The organism is Streptomyces sp. MspMP-M5, from assembly GCF_000373585.1.
Lineage (GTDB): Bacteria > Actinomycetota > Actinomycetes > Streptomycetales > Streptomycetaceae > Streptomyces.
Map to the genome: position 1 here is coordinate 151,998 of NZ_KB891878.1, position 22,886 is coordinate 174,883.

The window sequence follows — 22,886 nt, forward strand, 5'->3', positions numbered from 1 at the left end:
CGCAGCGGACCGGCTTTGCGGCGTTCGCGGCGGCCTCGGCCGGGCCCGACCGGCCGCCGGGGCCGGTCTCATCCGAAGGCGATCAGCCCGGCCGCGACCACCGCGACCGTCAGCGCGCCGATCACGAACGCGGTGATCACCTTCCGCTGCCAGGGCGCCACCCAGCCGCCCCGCAGGGCGCCGCCCATCCGCCCGTACTGCTCGATCCGCCCCATCGGCGTCAGCGGCTCGGTGGTGCCCTGCGGCATCCCGCCGGTCCAGTCGGGGCCGGGTTGCGGATAGCGGCGGCGCCAGCTCTCGTCCTCCCGCCACGGCAAGGTCATACGGCTGCTCCTCACGGTCGTTTCCGCCTGCCGCCTGCCCCCGATCCGCGGTCGCACACCCGTATGTGCCGTGCAGGAGAGGACCGGCCCGGGCCCCGGGTGCCGTCAGCCGCAGGTCCAGCAGCCCGCCCAGCACGCCGAGCGGGCACGGTGGTTGCGCAGCTGGAGCTTGGTGAGCCCGTCGGCGCCGTCCCCCTGGTCGCTGCCGTCGGCGAGCGCCCGGGCCAGGGCGAGCCGGCCGCACACGACGACGGTGAGCGCGGCCAGCTCCTCGGGTTCGGCACTCCCCCGGACGATGCGCAGCGGCATCTCGACGGCGGGTTCCTCGGGCGGGCGGGTCACACGGCCGACGCTAGGAGCGGGCGGGGGCGGCGGCGCGGCGGCCTGCGCCGTTCGGCGGCCGGGCGGCCTCCCCAGGCGTGATTTCGGTGGGCCCGGCCGTGTTGTTCCCCGGCGGGGCCGGGCTGGCGGCAAGGATCTCGCGCAAGCAGGGGCACGCACACCGGCGGCCGAGGCCGCAGTGGGGATGGCTGGGCGATGAGATCTGAGCGGACCGGCGACGAGGCGGTCCCGGCGCAGGACGGCGGGCGCCGGGGGTTCCTCAAGTACGCGGCGGGGATCGCGGGAGTGGCGGCCGGCACCGGACTGGGCGGCGGCACCGCGGCGGCCGTACCGGCGGGCCGGGCGGCGGAGCGCTCCCCGGCCCCGTCCGCGGACGGCCGCCACCTGCCGCCGGACCGGGTCCCGTTCCACGGCCGCCACCAGGCCGGCATCCTCACTCCGCAGCAGCTGTTCGCCGGCTTCGCCGCGTTCGACGTGCTGGTGCAGGACCGGGCGGACCTGATCCGGCTGCTGAAGAAGCTGACCGAGCGGTCCCGGGTGCTGTCCGCCGGGGTGAAGCCGAAGGACGAGCGGACGGCCTCGGAGCCGCAGACCCCGGACTCGCTGACCGTCACGGTGGGCCTGGGGGCGTCCCTCTTCGACGACCGGTTCGGGCTGGCCGGGCACAAGCCGCGGCATCTGAAGGCGATGCCGGCGTTCCCCGACGACCGGCTGGACCCGGCGCGTTGCCACGGCGACCTGTCGATCCAGGTGTGTGCGGAGCATCCGGACGCGATCGTGCACGTGCTGCGCGACCTGGGGCGGGCGACGCACGGGATGATCCGGCCGCGGTGGCGGATGGACGCGTTCATGAACCCGTCCCGGCCCTCGGGGTCGCCGCGGAACTTCCTGGGCTTCAAGGACGGCATCGTCAACCCCGACACCGCCTCGGACGCGGAGATGGACCGGCTGATCTGGGTGACCCCGCCGTGCGGGGAGCCGGACTGGGCCGAGGGCGGCAGCTACCAGGTGCTGCGGCTGATCCGTTTCCACAGCGATGCCTGGGACGACGTACCGGTGCACGACCAGGAGAGGATCTTCGGCCGGCGCAAGGCCAGCGGCGCGCCCCTGGGTGGCGAACGGGAGGACGAGGCACCGGACTACGGCGACGACCCCGACGGGCGGATCGTCCCCCTCGACTCGCACATGCGGCTCGCCAATCCGCGCACGCCGCGCTCCGACAAGTCCCGCTTCCTGCGCCGGAGTTACAACTACGACCAGGGGTACGACCGGCAGGGCCGGATGAACCTCGGGCTGGTCTTCTGCGGCTACCAGCAGAACGTGCAGCGGCAGTTCGCCACCGTGCAGCGCCGGCTGCGGCACGAACCGCTGTCCCGCTTCGTCACCCCCGAGGGCGGCGGCTACTTCTTCGTCCCGCCCGGCATCCGGGACGAGGAGGACTGGTTCGGCTCCCGGCTGATGCGGGACACCCACTAAGGACGCACCCGGCGCCGGCGGCTGCCGGGTCAGCAGCTCAGATGGTCCCCGGGTGTGGTGCCGAGGATCTGGACGAAGCGCTGGTAGTTGTCGATCCGGTTCTGTACCTGGCCGGGGTTGCCGCCGTTGCATTCGAGGGAGCCGTTGATGCTGCGGATGGTCTCTCCGAAGCCGGCGCCGTCGACCATGGCGCGGTGCGGGGTCATGGTGCCGGGGCCGGTCTGGGTGTTCCAGTACCAGAGCGCGGTCTTCCAGGCGACGGCGGCGTCCCGCTCCACCAGGTACGGGTTGTCGAGCAGGTCGATCCCCAACGCGTCGCCGGCGGCCTTGTAGTTGAAGTTCCAGCTGAGCTGGAGGGGGCCGCGGCCGTAGTAGGCGGCCTGGCCGGCCGGGCACCCGTAGGGGCGGGTGGCGTCGCAGTAGTGCGGGTAGTTGCCGGTGTCCTGTTCCACGACGTAGACCAGGCCGCCGGTCTCGTGGCCCACGTTGGCGAGGAAGGCCGCGGCCTCCTGGCGCTTGACGGTGTCGCTGCCGGTGTTCGCGAACTCCGGGTAGGCGCTCAGCGCAGCGACCAGGCCGTCGTAGGTGTAGAACGGGTTCCGGTTCGGGAACATCTGGGCGAACTGCGCCTCGCTGACGACGAATCCCTCCGCTCGGGCGCCGGCGCGGGCCGGGGCCGTACAGGAGGCGCAGTCCGGTGCGGCCGCCGCGGGCCCCGCCGGGACGACGAGGGCGAGACCGGCGGCCAGGGCGGTGGCACCCAGCAGGGCGGCGAGGCGGGATCTCATGGCGGTGGCTCCTTCGCGCGGCCGGGCTCCCGCGGACGGGCCGGGGCGGCCGCTGTGGGGGGAAGTTCCGTACGGGAGTGGCGCGTTGACGCACGGGCGGCAGGTGGGGCCGCCGCGACCGGGCGGCGGCCGGCGGTCTAGACCAGGTCACCTTACGGGCGACCGCGCGGGCATGTCCATACCAAGGGGCGCACATGCTCGGGCCCGCGCCGCCGCGAGGCGGAAGCGCGGGCCCGGTGCATCAACCTCCTTGAAGTCAGCCGCAGTTGTCGGGTGCCGGGCGGCCGGCGAAGCGGGCGGNGAGCCACTCGGCGGCCGGGGTGGCACCGACGATCGCGCCGAGGACGTGCTCGCCGAGCGGGATCGAGGACCACTGGACGCGGGCGCCCCGGGCGCACCAGTCGGCGCGCAACTGCCGGCCGACGGCGTACGGGATCAGCTCGTCGGCGGTGCCGTGGTAGAGGTACACGGGCGCGTCCGGGGCGCGGGTGCCGAGCGTGGACTCCCGCAGCCGGGCCTGCCAGTCGGGCTGGTCCAGCGGGTTGCGGACGGTCACGTCGGAGATCCGCTTGAAGAGCCCGGCGGCGACGTCGACGACGACGCAGTGCTCGCGCAGGTAGGAGACGTAGTGCCGGCCGCGGTCGTTGAGGTACTGGTCCAGGCGCAGTTCGGGGAAGGCGGCGTTCTGTCCGATGGCGGCCATCAGGATCAGGCCGGCGCCGATGTTGCCGTTGTTGGCGTCCGCGACCTTGCGCAGATCGGCCGGTACGCCGCCGGTGGCGGTGCCCCTGACCTTGAGTTCGGGGGCGTAGCTGTGGTGGAGTTCGGCGGCCCAGCTGGTGGCCTGGCCGCCCTGGGAGTAGCCCATGATGCCGACCGGGGAGTCCTCGGTGACGCCGGCGGCGGCCGCTTCGGGGAGCCGTTCGGCGGCCCGGGCGGCGTCCAGGACGGCCTGTCCCTCGGCGCGTCCGACGGTGTAGGTGTGGTCGCCGGGGGTGCCCAGTCCCTCGTAGTCGGTGACCGCCACCGCCCAGCCGCGGGCGGTGAGTTGCTGGATGAGGTTGGCCTCCATGGTGGTGCCCTTGGGGAAGCCTGCCGAGGGGGCGCAGGAGTCGGCGAGGCCGACGGTGCCGACGGCGTAGGTGACGAGCGGGCGGGGGCCGGTGCGGCCGTCGTCGGGCACGATGACGGTGCCGGAGACGGTGTTGGGCGTGCCCTTGGCGGTGGTGGAGCGGTAGGTGAGGTGCCAGGCCCGGGTGCGGGTGGGCTGGCCGGGCAGCGGGTGGAACGCGGTCGGGGTGGCGGTGACGATGTCGCCGGGGCGGCCGGCCGCGGCCGGTGACGGGCCCGCGGCGGCGGTGCCGAGCGTCAGTGCCAGCGCGGCGGCGGTGCCCAGGGCGGTGGCGCGAAGGTGCATGCGGCTCTCCCAACTGACCTGTGGGCAGGGGTGGTCGGGCCGACCGTAGTGACCGCCGGGCGGGGCGGGCGCTGACCGGAACGCTCAGCTTTGCTGGCCGCGCGGGACGGCCGGCGAGTGTCCGCCGGGCGGCGGGGCGGCGCCGGCCAGCCGGTAGGCGCCGGGCGTGGTGCCGGTCCAGCGGCGGAAGGCGCGGTGGAAGGCGGTGTCCTCGGAGAAGCCGATCCGGGCGGCGAGCGCGGCGATCGGCTCCTGCCCGGCGGCCAGCGCGGTGAGCGCGGCATCCCGGCGCACCGCGTCCTTGAGCCGCTGGTACGAGGTGCCCTCGGCGCGCAGCCGGCGCCGCAGGGTGGCCGGGCTGACCGCCAGCCGGGCCGCGATGTCGGCGGCTTCCGGCAGCCGGGCCGGCGCCGGGGCCCGCAGCGCCTGGGCGAGGGCGCGGCGCACCTGCTCGGCGACGGTGGTGCCGTAGTCGCGGCGGGCCAGCAGGTCGGCCGGGGCCCGTCGTAACAGCGCGGCCAGCGCGGGCTGGTCGCGGACGACCGGCGCGGTGAGCCAGTGGGCGTCCCAGCCGGCCGCGGTCTGCGGGGCGCCGAAGCGGACCGGGCAGCCGAACAGGGCGGGGTACTCCTCGGCGTGCGCGGGGGCCGGGTGGGCGAACCGCACCCAGTGCAGCGGGATCCGGCGCCCGATCAGCCAGCCGGCGAGCCGGTGCCAGATGAGCAGCAGGCAGGCGGCGAGGAAGACGGCCTCGTCGTGCCGGTGCAGCTCGCTGCGGACGGTGAGGACGGCGAGCCCGTCGTCCGGGCCGGCCGCCACGGCCAGGTCGGGGCCGCCGGGGAAGAGCCGGTAGAAGCGCGTGGCCCGGTCCAGGGCGGCGCCGAGGTCCGGGCAGCCCAGGCAGGTCTGGCACATCATGGCGAAGGTGCCGCGGCGGCTGGGGGCCGGGCCCAGGCCCAGGAACTCATCGTCGGTGGCCCGGTGCAGGGCCCGGACCAGGCGGGCGAACTGCTCCCCGGTGACCCGGGCCCGGTCGTCGGCGAGCAGCAGCGGCGGGATGCCCGCGCCCTGGAGCAGCGGCACGGTGTCGATGCCCAGCCGCCGCGCCCCGCCCAGCGCCGCCCGCACATGGTGCACCGCGATCGTCAACCGACTCATGTGCGCACCGTAGCGGCGCCGGGCGGAGAGGTCAGCGGCCCGGACGGCACCGGTCGCCGCAGGCGCGCCCGACGGCCGGTGCGGCGGCCGGCTCAGCAGATGCGGGGCAGCTGCTCGCCCATCGGCAGATCGACCACCCGCGTACCGCCGAGCGAGGTGCGGGCCACCACCATGCCGGGGTGGGCGGCGACCGCCTCGCCGATCACCGCGGCCCCGGCGCCCAGCGGGTGGGCGCGCATCGCGTCGAGCACCGCGTCGGCGTGCTCGCGGGGGACGAACGCCACCAGCTTGCCCTCGTTGGCGACGTACATCGGGTCGAGGCCGAGGATGGCGCAGGCGTTGGCGACGGGCGGCGGGACGGGGACGGCGCGCTCGTCGATGACCACACCGGTGGCGGAGGCGGTGGCGATCTCGTTGAGCGCGGCGGCCAGTCCTCCGCGGGTGGGGTCGCGCAGCACGTGCAGGTCGGGGGTGACCGCGAGCATCGTCTGGACGAGGCCGCCCAGCGCCGCGCAGTCGCTCTCGATCTCCACGCCGAACTCCAGGCCCTCGCGGACGCTCATGATGGCCACGCCGTGCACGCCGATGTCGCCGCTGACGATCACCACGTCGCCGGGCACCACCCGCTGCGGCCGCAGATCGACGCCGGGCGGGATCACGCCGATGCCGGCGGTGTTGAGGTAGACGCCGTCGCCGCGGCCGGCCTCGACGACCTTGGTGTCGCCGGTGGCCACCTCCACGCCGGCGGCCCGGGCGGCGGCGCCCATCGCGTCGGCGACCCCGGCGACCACCGGCATCTCCACGCCCTCCTCCAGGATGAAGCCGCAGGAGAGGTAGGCGGCCCGCGCGCCGCTCATGGCGAGGTCGTTGACGGTGCCGTTGACGGCGAGGTCGCCGATGCTGCCGCCGGGGAAGAACAGCGGCCGGACGACGTAGGAGTCGGTGGAGAACGCCAGGCGCTGCCCGCCGAGCGAGAAGACCGCGGAGTCGCCGAGCTGGGCGAGGAGTTCGCCGCCGAAGGCCGGCACGAAGATCTGCTGGACGAGTTCGGCGGAGAGCACCCCGCCCCCGCCGTGGCCCATGACGACGCGGGGGGTCTCGCGCAGCGGGGTGGGACAGGCCCAGCCGGAGATGTCCACGGTGGGCAGGCCGCGGGGGCCCTGGGCCGTGGCGGGGGTCGGGGAGGTGATGTCAGACAACGGGGGTCGCCTCCAAGGGGGTCGGCGCGCTGCCGAGCCGGCGGTACAGGTAGTAGGCGGCGCAGGCGCCCTCGCTGGAGACCATGGTGGCGCCGAGCGGGGTGCGCGGGGTGCAGGTGGTGCCGAAGGCCTCGCACTCGTGGGGTTTGAGCAGCCCTTGCAGGACCTCGCCGCTGCGGCAGGCGGCGGGTTCGCGGGTGGTGATGCCCTCGACCGAGAAGCGGTGTTCGGCGTCGTGGTCGCGGTAGCGGTCGGAGAGCCGCCAGCCGCTGGCCGGGATGGTGCCGATGCCCCGCCAGGCCCGGTCGGCGACCTCGAAGACGTCGGCCAGCATGGCTCGGGCGGCCGGGTTGCCGGCGGCGCGGACGGCGCGCGGGTAGGCGTTGTCGACGGTGTGCTCGCCGCGCTCCAGCTGGCGGACGGTGCGGCGGATGCCCTCCAGGATGTCCAGCGGCTCGAAGCCGGTGATGACGATCGGCACCCCGAAGCGGTCGGCGAGCGCCGGGTACTCGTCGGTGCCCATCACGCTGCACACATGGCCGGCGGCGAGGAAGCCCTGGACCCGGCAGCTCGGCGAGGTCATGATCGCCTCGATGGCGGGGGGCACCCGGACGTGCGAGACCAGCATGCTGAAGTTGCGGACGCCCAGCCTGCGGGCCTGATGGACGGTCATGGCGTTGGGCGGGGCGGTGGTCTCGAAGCCGATGCCGAAGAAGACCACCTCGCGGTCCGGGTTCTGCTGGGCGATCTTCAGCGCGTCCAGCGGGGAGTAGACCACCCGGACGTCGCCGCCCTCGCCGCGCACCCGGAACAGGTCGCGGTCGGTGCCGGGGACCCGCAGCATGTCGCCGAACGAGCAGAAGATCACCCCGGGGCGGGACGCGATCTCCAGTGCCTGGTCGATGACCGCCAGCGGTGTGACGCACACCGGGCAGCCCGGCCCGTGGATCAACTCGACCTCTTCGGGCAGGAGTTGGTCGATGCCGTGCCGGATGATGCTGTGTGTCTGGCCGCCGCAGACCTCCATCAGCGCCCACGGCCGGGTCACCGTGGCGCGGATGTCGTCCAGCAGCCGGCGGGCCAGCTCGGGGTTGTGGAACTCCTCGATGTACTTCACTGCCGGGCCTCCTGTGCCTGCGGTCGGTCCTGTTCGGCGGCCGCTTCCCACGGGTCGCCGAACTCCTCCTGGAGCAGCCCGAGTTCCTCGAAGAGGGCCAGGGTCCGGCGGGCCGACTCCTCGTCGAGCCGCTGCAGCGCGAAGCCCACGTGGACGATGGCGTACTCGCCGACCGCGAGGTCCGGCAGGTATTCCAGGCACACCTCCTTGACCACCCCGCCGAAGTCGACGGTGGCCATCCGGGTGCCGTCCCGTTCCTCGATCTCCATCACTTTGCCGGGCACCGCCAGGCACATGGCTCCTCCTCGTCGTGCGGATGCGGGTGGATACGGGGGTCAGGCACCGCGCCTCCGCGCCGCGACCAGCAGTTGGCCGAGGGCCAGTCCGCCGTCGTTGGGCGGGACCAGGCGGTGCCGCAGCACGGTGAAGCCGTCCTCGCGCAGCGTCCGGGCGGCGGACTCGGCCAGCAGGGTGTTGACGAACACCCCGCCGGTCAGTGCGACCGTCGACAGCCCGGTGCGCTCCCGGGCCAGTCCGCACACCCGCCGGACCAGCCCGGCGACCGCGGAATGGAAACGGGCCGCGACCCGTTCCGGGCGGGCGCCGGCGCGGACGTCCTCGGCGGCCGCGGCCAGGACGGGTGCGGGGTCGGCGACCAGCGCGCCGCCGGCGGTGGGGGCGTCGGTGCGCACCGCGAAGGCGTAGCCGGGCCCGTCGTCGCCGCCGGCGGCGCGGGCGGCGGCCTCCAGCGCGGCGGCGGCCTGGGCCTCGTAGCCGGCGTGATGGCAGATCCCGGCGAGCGAGGAGACCGCGTCGAAGAGCCGGCCCATGCTGGAGGTCGGCGCGCAGTTGAGGTCGCGCTCCAACTGCCGTGCCAGCAGCCGCAGTTCGTCGGGCGGGCAAATGGCGACGGGCGGCAGCTCGGGGGTCCAGGGGAGACCCGCGGCGTGCAGGTGGGCCAGGGCCATCCGGTAGGGGCGGCGGACGGAGGTGTCGCCGCCGGGCAGCGGGACGTACCCGAGGTGGGCGAAGCGGCGGTAGCCGGCGTAGTCGGCGAGGAGGACTTCGCCGCCCCAGATGGCGCCGTCGTCGCCGTAGCCGGTGCCGTCGAAGGCGACGCCGATCACCGGCTGCCGGCCGTCCAGGCCGTGTTCGGCCATGGCGGCGGCGATGTGCGCGTGGTGGTGCTGGACCCGGACCAGCGGCCGGCCGCGGGTGTGCCGGCGGGCCCACTGGCCGGTGCGGTAGCCGGGGTGCCGGTCGGTGGCGAGCAGCCGCGGCCGGACCCCGGTGATGGTCTCCAGGTGCTCGCCGGCCCGCTCGAACGCCAGCTGGGTGGCCAGGTCGTCCATGTCGCCGATGTGCGCCGACAGCCAGGCCCGGCGCCCCTCCCCCAGACACAGCACGGTCTTCAGGTCGCCGCCGGTGGCCAGCGCGGGCCGGACCGGCACCGGCAGCGGCACCGGGTACGGGGCGCAGCCGCGCGAGCGCCGGACGTACAGCGGTTCGCCGTCGCTGACCCGGACCACCGAGTCGTCGCAGGGGACCTGGATCGCCCGGTCGTGGGCGAGCCAGGCGTCCGCCAGGTGCGCCAGCCGCTCCAGGGCGTCGGTGTCGTCGGTGACGAGCGGGTCGCCGGACACGTTGCCGCTGGTCATCACCAGCAGCCGGGGCCCCTCGGGGTCGCCCGGCAGGCCGAGGAGCAGGTGGTGCAGCGGGGTGTAGGGCAGCATCACCCCCAGGTCGGGGCAGCCGGGGGCGACGGCCTCGGAGACGGCGGGCGCCCCGGGCCCGGGCCCGCCGGGCCGCCGGCGCAGCAGCACGATCGGCCGCACCGGCCCGGTGAGCAGCGCCCGCTCCGCCGGTCCGATCTCCACCAGTCCGGCCACGTCGTCGAGTTGACGGGCCATCAGGGCGAACGGCTTGTCGCCGCGGGCCTTCCGGCGGCGCAGTTCGGCCACCGCGCGGTCGTCGCCGGCGTCGCACACCAGGTGGTAGCCGCCGAGCCCCTTGACGGCGACGATCGCGCCCGCGGCGAGCAGCCGCCGGGCACCGTCCACCGGGTCGCCGGGCACCGCACGGGGCGGTCCTCCGGGCGTGTCCGGGTGGTGGGCCAGCAGGCTCAGCCGGGGCCCGCAGTCGTGGCAGGCGACGGGCTGGGCGTGGAACCGCCGGTCGGCCGGGTCGGCGTACTCGGCCGCGCAGCGCGGGCACATCGGGAAGCCGGCCATGGTGGTCTGGGCGCGGTCGTAGGGCAGCGCGCGGACGATGGTGAAGCGCGGTCCGCAGTGCGTGCAGGTGACGAAGGGGTGGCGGTAGCGGCGGTCGGCGGGGTCGGTCAGCTCGGCCAGGCAGGCGTCGCAGGTGGCGGCGTCCGGGGCGACCAGGGTGCGGGCGGGGCCGCCGGTGCGGGAGGGCAGGATGGTGAAGCCGGTGCCGCCGGCGGCCGGGATGTCCTCGCCGTCCACCGTCTCCACGACCGCCAGCGGCGGCGCCTCGGCACTCAGCCGCGTCTCGAAGCGGCGCAGCGCCGCGGGCGGCCCCTCGACCTCGGTGACCACGCCCTCGCCGGTGTTGCTGACATGGCCGGACAGGCCCGACTCGGTGGCGAGGCCGTGGACGAACGGGCGGAAGCCCACGCCCTGGACGATGCCGCGGACGGTGATCCGGCGGCGGGTGCCGTCCGGCGCGGGGCGCTCGGTGCACACCGCGGTGGCGGTCGGCGCCTCGTCGGCGGGCGGAGCGGCGCCGGGCTGCCCGCCGGTCATGAGCGGCTCGACCCCACCGTGCCGCGGAGGCCGGCCCGGTCCGCCGGGCCGTCGTGGACATGGTGCGACTGACGGGTCATCACCGGGATGTGCGCCGGCCCGCCCTCCCGGGCCGCCAGCGCCCGGTCCAGCAGCGCGCCGATGCCCTCGCGGCCGCGGACCGAGGTACGGACGACCTCGGCGCCGGGGTTGACCCGTTCCACGTTGCCGCGGAACGCCGCCTCGTCGAAGTCCACCGCCGCGGCGATGTCGGACTTGGTGATCAGGACCAGGTGGGCCAGGCCGAAAGCGGTGGGGTACTTCAGCGGTTTGTCCTCGCCCTCGGTCACCGAAGCCAGCACCACCCGCAGGGTCTCCCCCAGGTCGTAGGAGGCCGGGCAGACGAGGTTGCCGACGTTCTCGACGAACAGCAGCCGGGTGTCGGTGGGGAGCCAGCCGTCCAGGTGCCCGCCGAGCATCTCGGCCTCCAGGTGGCACAGCCCGTCGGTGAGCACCTGTTTGACGGGGACTCCGGAGCGGCCCAGTCGCACCGCGTCGTTCTCGGTGGCCAGGTCGGCGGTGAGCGCCGCGACCGGCACCCCACGCTCCCGCGCCAGCGTCAACTCCCGTTCCAGCAGGGCGGTCTTGCCGCTGCCGGGGCTGGAGAGCAGGTTGACGACCGCGGTGCCGCGGGCCGCCAGCTCCTCGCGCAGGGTGTGGGCGCAGGCGTCGTTCTTGGCGAGCACCGCCTGCTGCAGGTCAAGGACACGGCACATGGGATCAGCGCTCCTCGTGCGTCGGTGTGGGTACCGGGGCGTCGTCGTGCCAGCTGACGTCGGCGATCCGCAGTTCGCGGCCGGAGAGCAGCTCGACGCCCACCCCGCCGCACCCGGGACAGCTCAGGCGCGGCGGCAGGCCCGTCGGCCAGGTGCGGTCGCAGGATCCGCAGCGGGCACGGGCCGGGACCGGTTCGGTCAGCAGCTCGGCGCCGGCCAGCACCGTGCCCTCGCAGGCGAGCTGGAAGGAGAAGGCCAGGGCGTCGGGGACCACGCCGGCCAGTTCGCCGATCTCCAGGCGGACGCTGCGGACCGCGGTCGCGCCGGCCGGCCGGACCGCGCTCTCCACCTGGTCGATGACCGCCAGCGCGATGGACATCTCGTGCATCGGTCCGTCTCTCTCGGGTGTGACGACCGGTTGCCGCTGGCTTCATTAGACGGCGCGGCACCGGGGCCTCCCTGGTGCCTCGCCGGGGCGGCGCGGCGGCGTACACCGTTCGGTGCAGCGCGCCCGCCGCACGTGGGGCGGCGGGTCACATGGCGCGCATCCGCAGATAGCGCTTGAGGTCGGGCAGGTTGCGCAGGGCGAGGGCGAGGGCGGCGGCCAGGGCGCCGCCGAGGGCGAGCTTCAGCATGGTGTCGGGTTCCTCTCACTGGTGGCGGGGGGCGTACCGGCGGCGGCCGGCTCGGGTTCGTCCGCGCCGACCAGCCGCAGCACGAGCCGGACGGCCTCGTCGACGGCGGCGGCGACGGGCGCGCTCAGGCCCATGCCCTCGGCGGTGTCGGCGGGTTCGCAGCCGACGACCAGGACGCGTTCCGGGCGGCGGGCGCCGGTGCCGGCACTGAGTGTGTCCAGCAGCGCCAGGACGGCGTCCGGGGTCATGTGGTGGGCGTCGATCGGGGTGCTGCCGGGGCGGCCGGCGGCGTCGGCGGGGTCGGTGGCGTCGAGGAGGTAGAGCGAGCCGGGCTCGCCGCCGCGCGCCGCGGCGTCCACCAGCAGCACCGTCGTATAGCCGTCCAGCATCCGGTAGGCGAGGTGGACGCCGCGGACGCCGGCGTCGACCAGTTCCACGCCGTCGGGCAGGGGGTGCGCCCCGAGCGCGCGGACGGTCTCGACGCCGAAGCCGTCGTCGCCGAGGAAGATGTTGCCGACGCCGGCAATCAGGGTGCGGCCGGGTGGGAGAGACACGGTGCGGCCGGGCGGGAGAGACACTGTGCGGCCGGGTGGGAGAGACACCGTGCGGCCGGGGGGCTGGCTGCTCACTCGTCCTCCAGGGGCGCGAGTTCGTCGGGTTGGAAGTAGAGGAAGCGGCCCTGTTCGCGCCGGATGTCGGCGCCCGGGTCGCCCTCGACGGTGACCGCGAGGTGCACCCCGCCGTCGACGTCGTACAGCACGGCCTCGACGAGGGCGGTGCGTCCGTGCAGGAAGAGGTCCTGGGCGTCGGTGCGGCGGCGGCCGGGGCGCAGGGCCACCCGGCTGCCGGCGCCGACCGAGCGGCCGTCGAGGGTGATCCGGTCGGTCAGCGGGTCCACGTCGCGGTCGCCGCCCGGGTCCCACCAGGGGGTGTCCGGCCGGGCCGGTTGCGGGTCCGGGCCGGTGACCTCGCGCAGGGCCCGTACGGCGCCGTGCAGCCGCTCCAGGACCTCGGGCGGCATCCCGTCGGCGAGGTCGATCACCTCGGCGGCCCGGGGGTCGGTGCCGCGGGCCTCGCGCTTCTCCTGGTCGGTGAGGGTGGCGGTGCGCAGGGCGAGGATCTCGTCGATCTCCAGGGCGTCGTAGAGGGCGCCGGGGCTCTCCGGGGCGAGGGCGGGGTGGTCCTCCAGGATGATCGGGGCGGACAGCATGACCGCGGCACTGCCGGGCGGGCCGGCCAGCACCGGCCAGGTGTGCTCGTTGCGGCAGCCGGCGGCCGCGCCCCGGGCCCATTCGGGCGGGTCGGTCTGGGAGAGGAACCGGCCGGCGCTCAGGCCGAGGAGGAGGTGCGCGGCGACCAGCGAGCGGGGCAGCGCCGCGTCCCGGTCGGCGGCCTCCGGGTCCGGGGTCCAGGTGCTGGTGTTCTCCACCGTCGCGGTCAGTTTCAGCACCGCGTACGGGCCGTCGATCTCCCGTGCGGTCAGCCGGAGTACGCCGCTGATCTCCTCGCGGCGGCGCACCAGCCGGCCCACCGGCCGGCCGGCCGCGTCGTGCACCGGCTCGGTCTCCTCGCCGGCGGGCCGGGTGAACGGGACGGTGACGCCGTCGCCCGCCAGCTCGGCCACGGGTACGTCGACCGGGCAGCGCTCCTCGGTGCCCTCGTCCCAGGGGACCAGCACCCGGTCGGGCAGTTCCAGTTCCGTCACGGTGGTGAACTCGCCGTCGGGGCCGGGGCGTTGGACGGTCCGGCGCCGGGTGCGCAGGAACCGCAGTTCGGCGGTGAGCCGGGCGCCGGAGCGGGGCTCCATGAGGCATTCGGTGCGCTGGTGGGAGTGCTCGGCGCGGTCGGCGCCCCAGCGGGGCGGGACGAGGACGCCGAACTGCCAGCGCAGCCGGTTCTTGGCGGCCGAGGCCCGGTAGGGGTAGAGGACATAGCCCTCGAACAGCACGGCGTCCGCGACCTGCCGGGCGGCGGCGAACCGTTCCGTCAGGGTGTCGGTGGGCGCGGGCGTCGTCACGGCGCGGTCCTCTCGGTGGTGGTGGGACGGGCGCCGGCGGCGGGGAAGCCGCGGGTGGCGGGTCCGGCGCCGTCCGCGGCGGCCAGCAGCGCCCGGACGGTGGCCTCCCAGGACGGCAGGGCGTGCCGGGAGCGGAACGCCAGCAGGGCGTCCAGGGTTTCGCGCGGGAGCCGCAGCCAGCCGCAGCCGGGGAAGTGGGTGTCGGTCATCTCCCGCCACACGGCGGTCGGGAGCCGGCACTCGGCCTCCTTGTGCCAGGGCACCGGGAAGACCTGGAAGCCGCCCGGGCCGGCGAAGACGGTGCCGGAGAAGAGCAGCAGCAGCGGCACCTCGCCGTCGCACAGCGCGTGGAAGTAGCGGCCTGCGGCCACCTCCAGGTCGTAGCTGCACGGCACCGGCAGGTCCACCTCGGTCTCGCCGGTGAAGCCGGGGACGACGTGCGAGACCTGGGCGAACTGCAGGGGTTTGAGGGTGCTGCCCCAGCGGGACCGGGTGCCGAAGAGGTCGGCCAGCGCGGCGGCCTCCTCGGGGTCGTAGTCGCGCCGGGCCGGTTCGATGCGCAGTTGGCAGCGCAGGGCCAGGGCGTGCACCCGGGTCTCCGGGGCGGCGGTGATCCGCAGGCGGAACAGGAGGGTGGGGGCGGCGGCGTAGCGGTCGGCGCGGACGCCGGTGCAGACGAAGGACAGCTCGGTCACGGCCGGTGGGCCTCCTCCCGGGGTTTCCGGGCGCGGCGGGCGATCTCGGCGAAGAAGTCCGCGAGGGCGGCGTGGGCCTCGGCGCCACCGTCGAAGCCGCGCCACAACAGCCTCAGCCGGCCGGTGAGTTCGTAGGCGAGGTCGACCGGGATCAGATGGCAGTCGGTGCGGCCGTCGTCGCGGTGCAGCAGTAGGGCCTCGACGTCGGGGGCGAGCAGCCCGGCCAGCCGGGTGGCGTCGCGGACGGACTGCCAGGCGGCCGGGTCCAGTTCGCTCTCGGTGGCGCCGGCCGGGCTGGGGTAGAGCGCCACCACCCGGCCCAGCGCGGAGTTGTCCAGCAGGAAGGCGACGCCGACGGGGATCCGCAGCCGGTCCCAGATCGCGTCGTCGAGGCGGTGGCCGGGGTCGGTCAGACAGCGGTCGGGGACGGTGCGGAACTGCCCGGCGCCGGCACCGGGCCGCTCGAAGAGCAGCGCGCAGGGCGGGCAGGCGCAGGCCAGCCCGCGGTTCCTGGTGTCGACCAGGTGCCGGTGCCGGCCGCTGAGTTCGGTGCCGCACAGTTCGCAGCGTTCGGGCGGCGGCGGCGCGGGTGCCCTGAAGCGCCGCAGGCCACGGTGGGCGGCGGCCGGCCGGGTGCTCACGAGGCCGTGGCGGCGGTCGGCGGCCGGCGGGAGATCTGCAGCAGCGGCGGCGCCGGCGCGGCGCTGTACGCCTCCCACTCGACGGAGGTCACCTCCGGCGCGAAGCAGGACAGCGCGCCCTCCACCGCGGGCCGGTCGGTGGCACCGCCGCCGCAGCAGCCGCCGGAGCCGCTCTCCCGCAGCCGCAGCGCCCCGGTCTCCGGCGCGAACTCCGCGACCTCGACCGCGTCCTGGGCCCGGACGCTCGCCAGGGCCCGGCCGATGCGGGTGGCGGCGTCCTCCGGGTGCAGGTCGTGCAGCACCAGCAGGCTGCTGACCAGCGCGTCGGCCAGCAGCGCCGGGCGCGGCCCGTCGGCGCCGGTGCGCCGTTCGACCAGGTGCATGATGCGGGTGAGCCCCGCGCCGTAGAAGTCCATCAGGACCCGGACGAGTTCCTCGGCGGCCGCGGCGGTCGCGGCGTCGCCGTGCTCGGTCAGCCGGGCCAGCAGTTCCTCGACCCGGCGGCCGGTCAGCTCGGCGTCGGGTGCGGTGGCCGGGGCGGTCATCCGGCCAGCCCGCTCAGCCCGGTGGGGACGTGCAGGGTCTTCAGGGTCCGGCCGCCGCCGTACATGTGGACGCCGCAGGGCAGGCACGGGTCGAAGCTGCGCACCGCCCGCATGATGTCGATGCCCTTGAAGTTCTCCGGGGTGTTCTCCTCGAAGATGGGGGTGTTCTGGACGGCGTCCTCGTAGGGGCCGGGGGTGCCGTAGGAGTCGCGGGTGCTGGCGTTCCAGGGCGTCGGCGGGTACGGGTGGTAGTTGGCGATCTTCCCGTCGCGGATGACCATGTGGTGGGAGAGGACGCCGCGCACCGCCTCGGTGAAGCCGCAGCCGATGGACTCGTCGGGCACCTCGAACTTCTCCCAGGTCTGGGTGCGTCCGGCGCGGACCTCCTCCAGTCCCTGCTCGGCGAAGTGCAGTGCCATGGCCGCCGCGTACGCCTGGAAGTAGGTGCGGGCGCGGTTGCGTTCCAGGGCGTTGCTCCACTTCGGGATCTGCCACTCGAAGCGGGCCTCGGGCCGGGTCATGCTGCGCGGCAGGTCGATGACGACGCTGTTGCCGGTGGCCTTGACGTAGGGGGTGTCCACGAGGCCGGAGAGGGCGGTGGACCACAGGCGGGCGATCGGGCCGCCGCCGGTGTCCAGCGCCAGGTGCTCCTTGCCGTCGAACCAGCGCGGGGACATCACCCAGCTGTACTTGTCGTTGAAGTCCCGCTTCTGCGGGGCGGGGATGGTGTGCTGGTTCCAGGGGTGGCGGGCGTCGACGGGGTTGCCGAGCGGGTCGTGGGTGACGAACTTCTCCTGGCCCTCCCAGTCCTGGTAGTAGGAGCTGCCGAGCAGGATGCGGATACCGAGGTTGATCTCGGTGAGGTCGTTGGTGACGAGCTTGCCGTCGACGATGATGCCCGGGGTGACGAACATCCGCCGGCCCCAGTCCGTCATGTTGCGGTAGGTGAAGTCGCAGTGCTCGGGGTCGTTGAGGGCGCCCCAGCAGCCGAGCAGCACCCGCCGCCGGCCGACCTCCTCGTAGCCGGGCAGCGCCTCGTAGAAGAAGTCGAAGAGGTCGTCGTGGAGCGGCACCACGCGCTTCATGAACTCGACGTAGCGCATCAGCCGGCTGAGGTAGTCGGTGAAGAGCTGGACGCTGGCGACGGTGCCGACGCCGCCCGGGTAGAGCGTGGAGGGGTGCACATGGCGGCCCTCCATCAGGCAGAACATCTCCCGGGTGTAGCGGCTGACCTGCAGGGCCTCGCGGTAGAACTCGCCCTCGATGGGGTTGAGGGCGGTCATGATGTCGGCGATGGTGCGGTAGCCGTGGTCGCCGGCGTGCGGGGCCTCGGTGCGCTGGGCCAGTTCCCAGACGCCCGGGTTGGTCTCGCGGACCATCTTCTCGCAGTAGTCGACCCCGACCAGGTTCTCCTGGAAGATGTTGTGGTCGAACATGTACTCCGCGGACTCGCCGAGGTTGATGATCCACTCGCCGAGGTGCGGGGGCTTCACCCCGTAGGCCATGTTCTGGGTGTAGACGGAGCAGGTGGCGTGGTTGTCGCCGCAGATGCCGCAGATCCGGCTGGTGATGAAGTGCGCGTCGCGCGGGTCCTTGCCGCGCATGAAGACGCTGTAGCCGCGGAAGACGGACGAGGTGCTGTAGCACTCGGCGACCCGCTTCTGCTTGAAGTCGATCTTGGTGTGGATGCCCAGGCTGCCCACGATCCGGGTGATCGGGTCCCAGGACATCTCCGTCAGACCGCTGCCGTCACCGGCCGTCTTGGTCTTCGCTGCCATTGTCTGTGCCATGCCCTTCTTCGCTTGCCGGAGAGGTGATCTGACGGAGCGTCAAGGAGGGGGGCGGTCACCAGGGGCGGCGGTAGCCGGTGGTCAGCTTCTCACCGCGGTGCCGCCACCGGGGTTCGTGGTCGACGGTGCGGGCCGTGATGTCGCGCAGCCGGCGGACGACGGTGCCGTACGCGGAGCTGGCGGTGCTGGAGAGCTTGGCGCCGGGCGGCTCGTCCATGAACGGCATGAACTTGTCGGGGAAGCCGGGCATGGTGCAGGCGATGCAGATCCCGCCGACGTTCGGACAGCCGCCGATACCGTCCATCCAGCCCCGCTTGGGCACATTGCATTTGACCACGGGACCCCAGCAGCCGACCTTCACCAGACACGTGGGCGAGTCGTAACTGGTGGCGAACTCGCCCTGTTCGTAGTAGCCGGCCCGGTCGCAGCCCTCGTGCACGGTCTCGCCGAAGAGCCAGGTGGGCCGCAGCTGGTCGTCCAGCGGGATCATCGGGGCGGCGCCGGCCGCCTGGTAGAGCAGGTAGACCAGCGTCTCGGCGAAGTTGTCCGGCTTGATCGGGCAGCCCGGGACGCACACGATCGGGATGCCCGCCTTGGACTTCCAGTCCCAGCCCAGGTAGTCCGGCACGCCCATGGCGCCGGTGGGGTTGCCGGCCATGGCGTGGATGCCGCCGTAGGTGGCGCAGGTGCCGATGGCGACGACGGCGAGCGCCTTGGGGGCCAGCCGGTCGATCCACTCGCTGGTGGTGATCGGCTGCCCGGTGGCGGGGTCGTCGCCGAAGCCGCACCAGTAGCCCTCCGGCTTGATCGCCTCGTTGGGGACGGACCCCTCGACGACCAGCACGAACGGGTCGATCTCGCCGCGTTCGCCCTTGAAGAACCACTCGATGAACGTGTCGGCGCCCTGCACCGGGCCGCATTCGAAGTCGATGAGCGGCCAGTGGACCTGGATCTTGGGCAGGCCCGGGAGCACGCTGAGCGCGATCTCCTCGATGCTCGGCTGGGTCGCGGCGGTCAGCGCCACCGAGTCGCCGTCGCAGCTCAGGCCGGCGTTGATCCAGAGGACGTGGATCGGGGGCTCTTCGTCCTTCGCGGCGGGCGGCGAGTCCCCGGTCGCGGTGGCGGGTGCGGCATCCATGGGGTGGGGCCTCCTCGGGGAGGTGGGCAGCCGAGACGTTCGGCAGGGCGTCCGTCCCCCTTCGTAACACCGCCGAGGAGGCGAGGAGAGCCGACAAGGGCCGTTCCGGTGACGCACCAGCACCGGAACGGCCCCACGGCCCGAGGAGGGACCGCCGTCAGGACGGCACCCCGCTCTCCACGGTGGTGACGGTGAACGTGCCGCCGCACACCCGCAGCCCGCCGCTGTTGGTGGTCATCGACTCCTTGGAGCCGGGCGGGTAGACGAAGACGATCTGCGAGTTCTTCCAGCACGGGATGTCGGAGACGCCCTCGTTGACGGTGTGCAGCACGGCGTGCGCGCTCTGTCCGGGCTGCAGCCGCACGCTGCCGCCGCCACTGCCCTCGCGGGAGGCGGGCGTGCCGACCGCCGAGCCGTCGCGCTGGATCAGCGAGACACCGGGGAAGCCGCGCAGCGTGCACGCCTTCTTGCCCTTGTTGGTGAAGACCAGCGGCACCCGGATGTTGCCCGCGCCGATGTCGGTGCGGCCCAGGCGCAGCGACATGTTGTCCGCGGTACAGCGGTCCGAGGCGGTCATGGTCGAGGGGTTGGCCTGGCTGGCGCTGGGGACGCCGGAACGGCCGGCGGAGGGCTTGGCGACGCCGGACGGCCGGGGGGCGTTCCCGGCCGACTGCGCGCTGCCGCCTCCGTTCGACGGCGCGCCGTTGGAGCCGGAGGTGGCGGGCGCGGCGGCCGACGAGGAGTGCGACGACGCGCTGTCCGTGCCGTTCTGGCAGGCGGAGAGCGTCAGTGCGGTGACGGCGATGAGCGATCCGGCGGCGACACGGCGGCCGCGGCCGAGGGTCTTGATGGTGAGCGACATGAGTCCCCCTCGTCTGGTAGGTGGGTACCCTCGTATGAGTGGGTGCGTACGGTCCGTCCGTTGCTCTTCCAGCGTGCCCCCGGGCACTGCCGGTCCGCTAACGAGGCACTAACACCCCGCTAACGAGGCCGCGCGCCCGGTGCGACGCTGCCCGGCGGCCTGTGTGACCAGCCGGAACTCCGGTGTGCCGCCCAGGCTCGCAGAAATCTCCGCGGTTGCGGACGCGGCACTACGAGGTTCGGCCGTTTCAGCCGTCCTGCCCACCGGCCCCGGAAGGCCGCTTCCGCCCCGGACGTCCCGCGCCCCGGGCCCATGCCCCTGGTACGTGCGCAGGGCCGTTCCCCGGGCGGCAATGCAGGGGATGCCGTGGTGCGCCCGGGGCGGACCGGGGCCCGCACTCGACCGAAATCCCACCATAGGGCGTAGAGGAGACGCTCCTGTTGACCCGGAGGTTGTACCGGAACGGCGAATTTCGGCCATCGCGCGAGGCCGCCGGACGGTGCGGTCGGCGGCCTCGCGGAGCCGGTTGCGCTACCGGCGCGCCGCCCGGTTGACGGCCGCCAGGACGGCCCGCACCGACGCGGTCAGCACGGAGGTGTCCTGGCCCGCGCCCCAGTAGGTGTCCCGTCCGATCCGGCAGCGGACGTAGGCGACAGCGGCGCTGTCCGGCCCGGTGGCGGTGGCGTGTTCGGCGTAGGCGGTGATGTCCACCGGGTGACCGGCCGCGGCCAGTGCGGCGGCGAACGCGGCCAGCGGCCCGTTGCCGCGCCCCTCGTACGTCCGCAGGCCCTCGCCCGTGCCCAGTTCGCAGCGGACGAGGTGCTCTCCCGGCGACGGCTCGCCGGTGCTCCAGGCGCCGAGGGCCAGCGGACCGTCCACGCCCGGGGCGAGATAGGTGGCGCGGAACAGCTCCCACAGGTCCTTCGGGGTGACCTCCTGCCCGCTGTCGTCGGTCGCGCACTGCACGGTGCGGGAGAAGTCCGGCCGCAGGCCGGCGGGCAGGTCCAGCCCGTGGTGGGCGTACAGGAGGTGGGCGATCCCGCCCTTGCCGGACTGGCTGTTGACGCGGATCACCGCCTCGTAGCTGCGCCCGAGGTCGGCCGGGTCGACGGGCAGGTACGGCACGTCCCAGGGCGCCTCGGCCTCGGGGACGCCCAACTCGGCGGCGCGCCGGGCGTGGTGGGCGAAGCCCTTGCTGATGGCGTCCTGGTGGGTGCCGGAGAACGCGGTGTGGACGAGGTCGCCGACGTAGGGGTGCCGGGGGTGGACGGGCAGCCGGATGCAGTCCTCGACGGTGCGCCGGACGGTGTCGAGGTCGGAGAAGTCCAGCATCGGATCGACGCCCTGGGTGTGGAGATTGAGGGCCAGGGTGACCAGATCGACGTTCCCGGTGCGCTCGCCGTTGCCGAACAGGCAGCCCTCCACCCGCTGGGCGCCCGCGAGCAGCCCCAGCTCCGCGCAGGCCACGCCGGTCCCGCGGTCGTTGTGCGGGTGCAGCGAGAGGATCACCGCGTCCCGCCGGGCCAAGTGCCGGTGCAGGTACTCGATCTGGTCCGCGTACACATTGGGCGTGGCGATCTCGACGGTGGCCGGGAGGTTGTGGGTGACCGGGCGGTCCGGGGCGGCGTCCCAGAGTTCGGTCAGACCGTTGCAGATCTCCAGCACCAGGGCGGGTTCGGTCAGGTTGAAGACCTCGGGCGAGAACTGGAACCGGATGTCGGCGTGCGGCCGGGCGTCGGCCAGCCGGGCCATCAGCGTCGCGGCCTCCCGGACCATGGCGTGCACCTCGTCCCGTGTGCGGCCGAGGACCACCTCGCGCCAGGTGGGCGCGGTGGCGGTGTAGAGGTGGACGACGGTGCGCGGCAGGCCCTCGATCGCCTCGAAGGTCCGCTCGATCAGCTCCTTGCGGGCCGGGGTGAACACCACGACGGTCACGTCGTCGGGCACCGCGCCGCTCTCGGCCAGGTGCCGTACGAAGTCGAAGTCGGTGCGGCTGGCCGAGGGGTAGGAGACCTCGATCTCCTTGAAGCCCATGGCGACCAGCAGGTCGAACAGCCGCCGCTTGCGCGGGGTGTCCATCGGTTCGGCCAGCGCCTGGTTGCCGTCGCGCAGATCGACCGGCACCCACAGGGGCGCCTGCCCGATCCGGGCCGCCGGCCACCCGCGGTCGAGGCGCGGCACCTCGACCCGCTCGTGCGCGGGCCGGTAGCGGTGGGCGGGCATCGCACTCGCGCGCTGCGGATTCCAGGCCGGGGCCGTCGCGGGCACCGGCCCGCCGGGGGTACGGACGGTGGGGAAAGTACGGGACATCGCGTTCTTCCTTCGTCGGAAGCCGGGACGGAGAAGACCGGCAGCACCGGACCCCGCGGCGGGGTGCCGGTCGCGTCAGGCCCCGCCGCGGCACCCGAGAAGGAGGCCACGCAGCGTCATGCCGGGTACACTAACCACGAAACAACTCCTCAGACAACCTGAGGTGTTGGGTGGACAGGAGAGACCGTATGCCGCTGGAAGCCCTCCGCCCCAGCCCGCTGGTCGAGCAGGCCGCGCGGCAGCTGCGCGCCCAGATCACCGATGGGCACTGGCCGGTGGGCAGCAAACTCCCCGGCGAGACGACGCTGGCCAAGACGCTCGGCGTCGGCCGCTCGACGGTCCGCGAGGCGCTGCGCGCCCTGGCCGGCGCGGGGATGGTGCAGCCCCGCCAGGGCGCCGGCGTCTTCGTCCTCGCCACCGAACCCAGCGAGGACTGGCCGACCCGTCTGCGCCGTGCGGCCGTCGCCGACGTCTACGAGGTGCGCGCGATGGTCGAGGTACAGGCCGCCCGCCTGGCCGCGGAGCGCCGCACCGAGGCCGATGTCGCGGCCCTGCGCGCGGCCCTGGAGCGCCGGCGGGCGGACGGCGCCGACGACGCGGCCTTCGTCGACGCGGACATCGCCCTGCACACGGCGCTGGTGGACGCCGCCCACAACCCCGTACTGACCGACCTCTTCGGCCAGTTCGTCCCCGCCCTGCGCCAGGGCCTGATCGACCTCGTCCAGCTGCTCGGCCTGCGCGACGGCGACCCCCACCACGGCGACGCCCGCCATGCCGCCCTCGTCGACGCCGTGATCGCCGGCGACGCCGACACCGCGAGCACGCTCCTCCAGTCCGAACTGGCGGATACGCGCGGGCTGTTGCTGACGGGGCGGGGTGGTGGGTCAGCTGACTCAAGTGGGTGACGGGA

General features: G+C 74.3%; 23 protein-coding genes. 2 read left to right on the forward strand and 21 right to left on the reverse strand.

What is annotated here, in order from left to right:
- Window positions 1-68 precede the first annotated feature (68 nt).
- Together B073_RS0108865 and B073_RS0108870 are read right to left on the reverse strand one after the other, a co-directional pair.
- A complete protein-coding gene (locus B073_RS0108865) occupies window positions 69-323 on the reverse strand; it encodes a hypothetical protein (RefSeq protein ID WP_018537730.1) in 255 nt (84 codons plus the stop codon).
- Window positions 324-428: 105 nt separating this feature from the next.
- On the reverse strand, window positions 429-665 hold the full coding sequence (locus B073_RS0108870) for an acyl-CoA carboxylase subunit epsilon (RefSeq protein ID WP_106731805.1): 237 nt from the start codon (window positions 663-665) through the stop codon (window positions 429-431).
- 195 nt (window positions 666-860) lie between these two features.
- Here B073_RS0108870 and B073_RS0108875 point away from each other — a divergent pair, with 195 nt between their 5' ends.
- Entirely contained in the window at window positions 861-2,141 is a 1,281-nt protein-coding gene (locus B073_RS0108875) for a Dyp-type peroxidase (protein WP_018537732.1), read from the forward strand.
- Window positions 2,142-2,170: 29 nt separating this feature from the next.
- On the opposite strand, the gene B073_RS0108880 is transcribed toward B073_RS0108875, so the two are convergent.
- From B073_RS0108880 to B073_RS0108970, 19 genes are all read right to left on the reverse strand, one after another.
- Window positions 2,171-2,929 (reverse strand): chitinase, encoded by a 759-nt coding sequence (locus B073_RS0108880; protein ID WP_018537733.1) that lies wholly within the window; start codon window positions 2,927-2,929, stop codon window positions 2,171-2,173.
- 256 nt (window positions 2,930-3,185) lie between these two features.
- A complete protein-coding gene (locus B073_RS0108885) occupies window positions 3,186-4,346 on the reverse strand; it encodes a lipase family protein (protein ID WP_018537734.1) in 1,161 nt (386 codons plus the stop codon).
- Between the two features lie 84 nt (window positions 4,347-4,430).
- Entirely contained in the window at window positions 4,431-5,504 is a 1,074-nt protein-coding gene (locus tag B073_RS0108890) for an AraC family transcriptional regulator (RefSeq protein WP_037811238.1), read from the reverse strand.
- Window positions 5,505-5,596: 92 nt separating this feature from the next.
- Window positions 5,597-6,694: a hydrogenase expression/formation protein HypE gene (gene hypE / locus B073_RS0108895; RefSeq protein WP_078507939.1), complete on the reverse strand. Its 1,098-nt coding sequence runs from the start codon at window positions 6,692-6,694 to the stop codon at window positions 5,597-5,599.
- Between the two features lies 1 nt (window position 6,695).
- Window positions 6,696-7,820, reverse strand: a complete 1,125-nt coding sequence (gene hypD / locus B073_RS0108900) for a hydrogenase formation protein HypD (RefSeq protein ID WP_018537737.1) — start codon at window positions 7,818-7,820, stop codon at window positions 6,696-6,698.
- A complete protein-coding gene (locus tag B073_RS0108905; RefSeq protein WP_018537738.1) occupies window positions 7,817-8,116 on the reverse strand; it encodes a HypC/HybG/HupF family hydrogenase formation chaperone in 300 nt (99 codons plus the stop codon). Before B073_RS0108905 ends, hypD begins: the two co-directional genes overlap by 4 nt.
- Before the next feature lie 39 nt (window positions 8,117-8,155).
- Window positions 8,156-10,588: a carbamoyltransferase HypF gene (gene hypF / locus B073_RS0108910; RefSeq protein WP_018537739.1), complete on the reverse strand. Its 2,433-nt coding sequence runs from the start codon at window positions 10,586-10,588 to the stop codon at window positions 8,156-8,158.
- A complete protein-coding gene (hypB, locus tag B073_RS0108915) occupies window positions 10,585-11,343 on the reverse strand; it encodes a hydrogenase nickel incorporation protein HypB (RefSeq protein ID WP_018537740.1) in 759 nt (252 codons plus the stop codon). Before hypB ends, hypF begins: the two co-directional genes overlap by 4 nt.
- A gap of 4 nt (window positions 11,344-11,347) precedes the next feature.
- A complete protein-coding gene (locus B073_RS0108920) occupies window positions 11,348-11,731 on the reverse strand; it encodes a hydrogenase maturation nickel metallochaperone HypA (protein WP_018537741.1) in 384 nt (127 codons plus the stop codon).
- 145 nt (window positions 11,732-11,876) lie between these two features.
- Window positions 11,877-11,978 (reverse strand): DUF6893 family small protein, encoded by a 102-nt coding sequence (locus B073_RS49255; RefSeq protein ID WP_018537742.1) that lies wholly within the window; start codon window positions 11,976-11,978, stop codon window positions 11,877-11,879.
- The gene (locus tag B073_RS0108930; RefSeq protein WP_037811279.1) at window positions 11,972-12,532 is read right to left on the reverse strand and encodes a hydrogenase maturation protease; all 561 of its coding nucleotides are present in this window, start codon (window positions 12,530-12,532) and stop codon (window positions 11,972-11,974) included. Before B073_RS0108930 ends, B073_RS49255 begins: the two co-directional genes overlap by 7 nt.
- Window positions 12,533-12,603: 71 nt before the next feature.
- Complete coding sequence (locus tag B073_RS0108935; protein ID WP_018537744.1) at window positions 12,604-13,995, reverse strand: hypothetical protein; 1,392 nt, start codon at window positions 13,993-13,995, stop codon at window positions 12,604-12,606.
- The gene (locus tag B073_RS0108940; RefSeq protein ID WP_018537745.1) at window positions 13,992-14,690 is read right to left on the reverse strand and encodes a DUF6084 family protein; all 699 of its coding nucleotides are present in this window, start codon (window positions 14,688-14,690) and stop codon (window positions 13,992-13,994) included. Before B073_RS0108940 ends, B073_RS0108935 begins: the two co-directional genes overlap by 4 nt.
- Window positions 14,687-15,331, reverse strand: a complete 645-nt coding sequence (locus tag B073_RS0108945) for a DUF5947 family protein (RefSeq protein WP_026247204.1) — start codon at window positions 15,329-15,331, stop codon at window positions 14,687-14,689. The genes B073_RS0108940 and B073_RS0108945 overlap by 4 nt, the downstream gene beginning before the upstream one ends.
- Window positions 15,328-15,876, reverse strand: coding sequence for a hypothetical protein (locus B073_RS0108950; protein WP_018537747.1), 549 nt, complete (start codon window positions 15,874-15,876; stop codon window positions 15,328-15,330). Before B073_RS0108950 ends, B073_RS0108945 begins: the two co-directional genes overlap by 4 nt.
- Window positions 15,873-17,654, reverse strand: coding sequence for a nickel-dependent hydrogenase large subunit (locus tag B073_RS0108955; protein WP_018537748.1), 1,782 nt, complete (start codon window positions 17,652-17,654; stop codon window positions 15,873-15,875). The genes B073_RS0108950 and B073_RS0108955 overlap by 4 nt, the downstream gene beginning before the upstream one ends.
- A gap of 67 nt (window positions 17,655-17,721) precedes the next feature.
- Window positions 17,722-18,804: a hydrogenase expression protein HypE gene (locus B073_RS0108960; RefSeq protein WP_018537749.1), complete on the reverse strand. Its 1,083-nt coding sequence runs from the start codon at window positions 18,802-18,804 to the stop codon at window positions 17,722-17,724.
- A 157-nt stretch (window positions 18,805-18,961) separates the two neighbouring features.
- On the reverse strand, window positions 18,962-19,666 hold the full coding sequence (locus B073_RS0108965) for a DUF4232 domain-containing protein (RefSeq protein WP_018537750.1): 705 nt from the start codon (window positions 19,664-19,666) through the stop codon (window positions 18,962-18,964).
- A gap of 531 nt (window positions 19,667-20,197) precedes the next feature.
- Entirely contained in the window at window positions 20,198-21,976 is a 1,779-nt protein-coding gene (locus tag B073_RS0108970; protein WP_018537751.1) for a 2-isopropylmalate synthase, read from the reverse strand.
- Between the two features lie 188 nt (window positions 21,977-22,164).
- On the opposite strand from B073_RS0108970, the gene B073_RS0108975 reads away from it, so the two are divergent.
- Window positions 22,165-22,881 carry a FadR/GntR family transcriptional regulator gene (locus B073_RS0108975; protein WP_018537752.1) on the forward strand — a complete coding sequence of 239 codons (717 nt, stop codon included), beginning with the start codon at window positions 22,165-22,167 and terminating at the stop codon, window positions 22,879-22,881.
- The last annotated feature ends 5 nt before the right edge of the window (window positions 22,882-22,886 follow it).

What these genes read in the sequence shown, in the direction of transcription:
- B073_RS0108865 (WP_018537730.1), bottom strand. Translation starts at nt 323, where the DNA reads ATGACCTTGCCGTGGCGGGAGGACGAGAGCTGGCGCCGCCGCTATCCG.
- B073_RS0108875 (WP_018537732.1), top strand. Translation starts at nt 861, where the DNA reads ATGAGATCTGAGCGGACCGGCGACGAGGCGGTCCCGGCGCAGGACGGC.
- B073_RS0108880 (WP_018537733.1), bottom strand. Translation starts at nt 2,929, where the DNA reads ATGAGATCCCGCCTCGCCGCCCTGCTGGGTGCCACCGCCCTGGCCGCC.
- B073_RS0108890 (WP_037811238.1), bottom strand. Translation starts at nt 5,504, where the DNA reads ATGAGTCGGTTGACGATCGCGGTGCACCATGTGCGGGCGGCGCTGGGC.
- B073_RS0108905 (WP_018537738.1), bottom strand. Translation starts at nt 8,116, where the DNA reads ATGTGCCTGGCGGTGCCCGGCAAAGTGATGGAGATCGAGGAACGGGAC.
- hypF (WP_018537739.1), bottom strand. Translation starts at nt 10,588, where the DNA reads ATGACCGGCGGGCAGCCCGGCGCCGCTCCGCCCGCCGACGAGGCGCCG.
- hypB (WP_018537740.1), bottom strand. Translation starts at nt 11,343, where the DNA reads ATGTGCCGTGTCCTTGACCTGCAGCAGGCGGTGCTCGCCAAGAACGAC.
- B073_RS0108920 (WP_018537741.1), bottom strand. Translation starts at nt 11,731, where the DNA reads ATGCACGAGATGTCCATCGCGCTGGCGGTCATCGACCAGGTGGAGAGC.
- B073_RS49255 (WP_018537742.1), bottom strand. Translation starts at nt 11,978, where the DNA reads ATGCTGAAGCTCGCCCTCGGCGGCGCCCTGGCCGCCGCCCTCGCCCTC.
- B073_RS0108950 (WP_018537747.1), bottom strand. Translation starts at nt 15,876, where the DNA reads ATGACCGCCCCGGCCACCGCACCCGACGCCGAGCTGACCGGCCGCCGG.
- B073_RS0108955 (WP_018537748.1), bottom strand. Translation starts at nt 17,654, where the DNA reads ATGGCAGCGAAGACCAAGACGGCCGGTGACGGCAGCGGTCTGACGGAG.
- B073_RS0108960 (WP_018537749.1), bottom strand. Translation starts at nt 18,804, where the DNA reads ATGGATGCCGCACCCGCCACCGCGACCGGGGACTCGCCGCCCGCCGCG.
- B073_RS0108965 (WP_018537750.1), bottom strand. Translation starts at nt 19,666, where the DNA reads ATGTCGCTCACCATCAAGACCCTCGGCCGCGGCCGCCGTGTCGCCGCC.
- B073_RS0108970 (WP_018537751.1), bottom strand. Translation starts at nt 21,976, where the DNA reads ATGTCCCGTACTTTCCCCACCGTCCGTACCCCCGGCGGGCCGGTGCCC.
- B073_RS0108975 (WP_018537752.1), top strand. Translation starts at nt 22,165, where the DNA reads ATGCCGCTGGAAGCCCTCCGCCCCAGCCCGCTGGTCGAGCAGGCCGCG.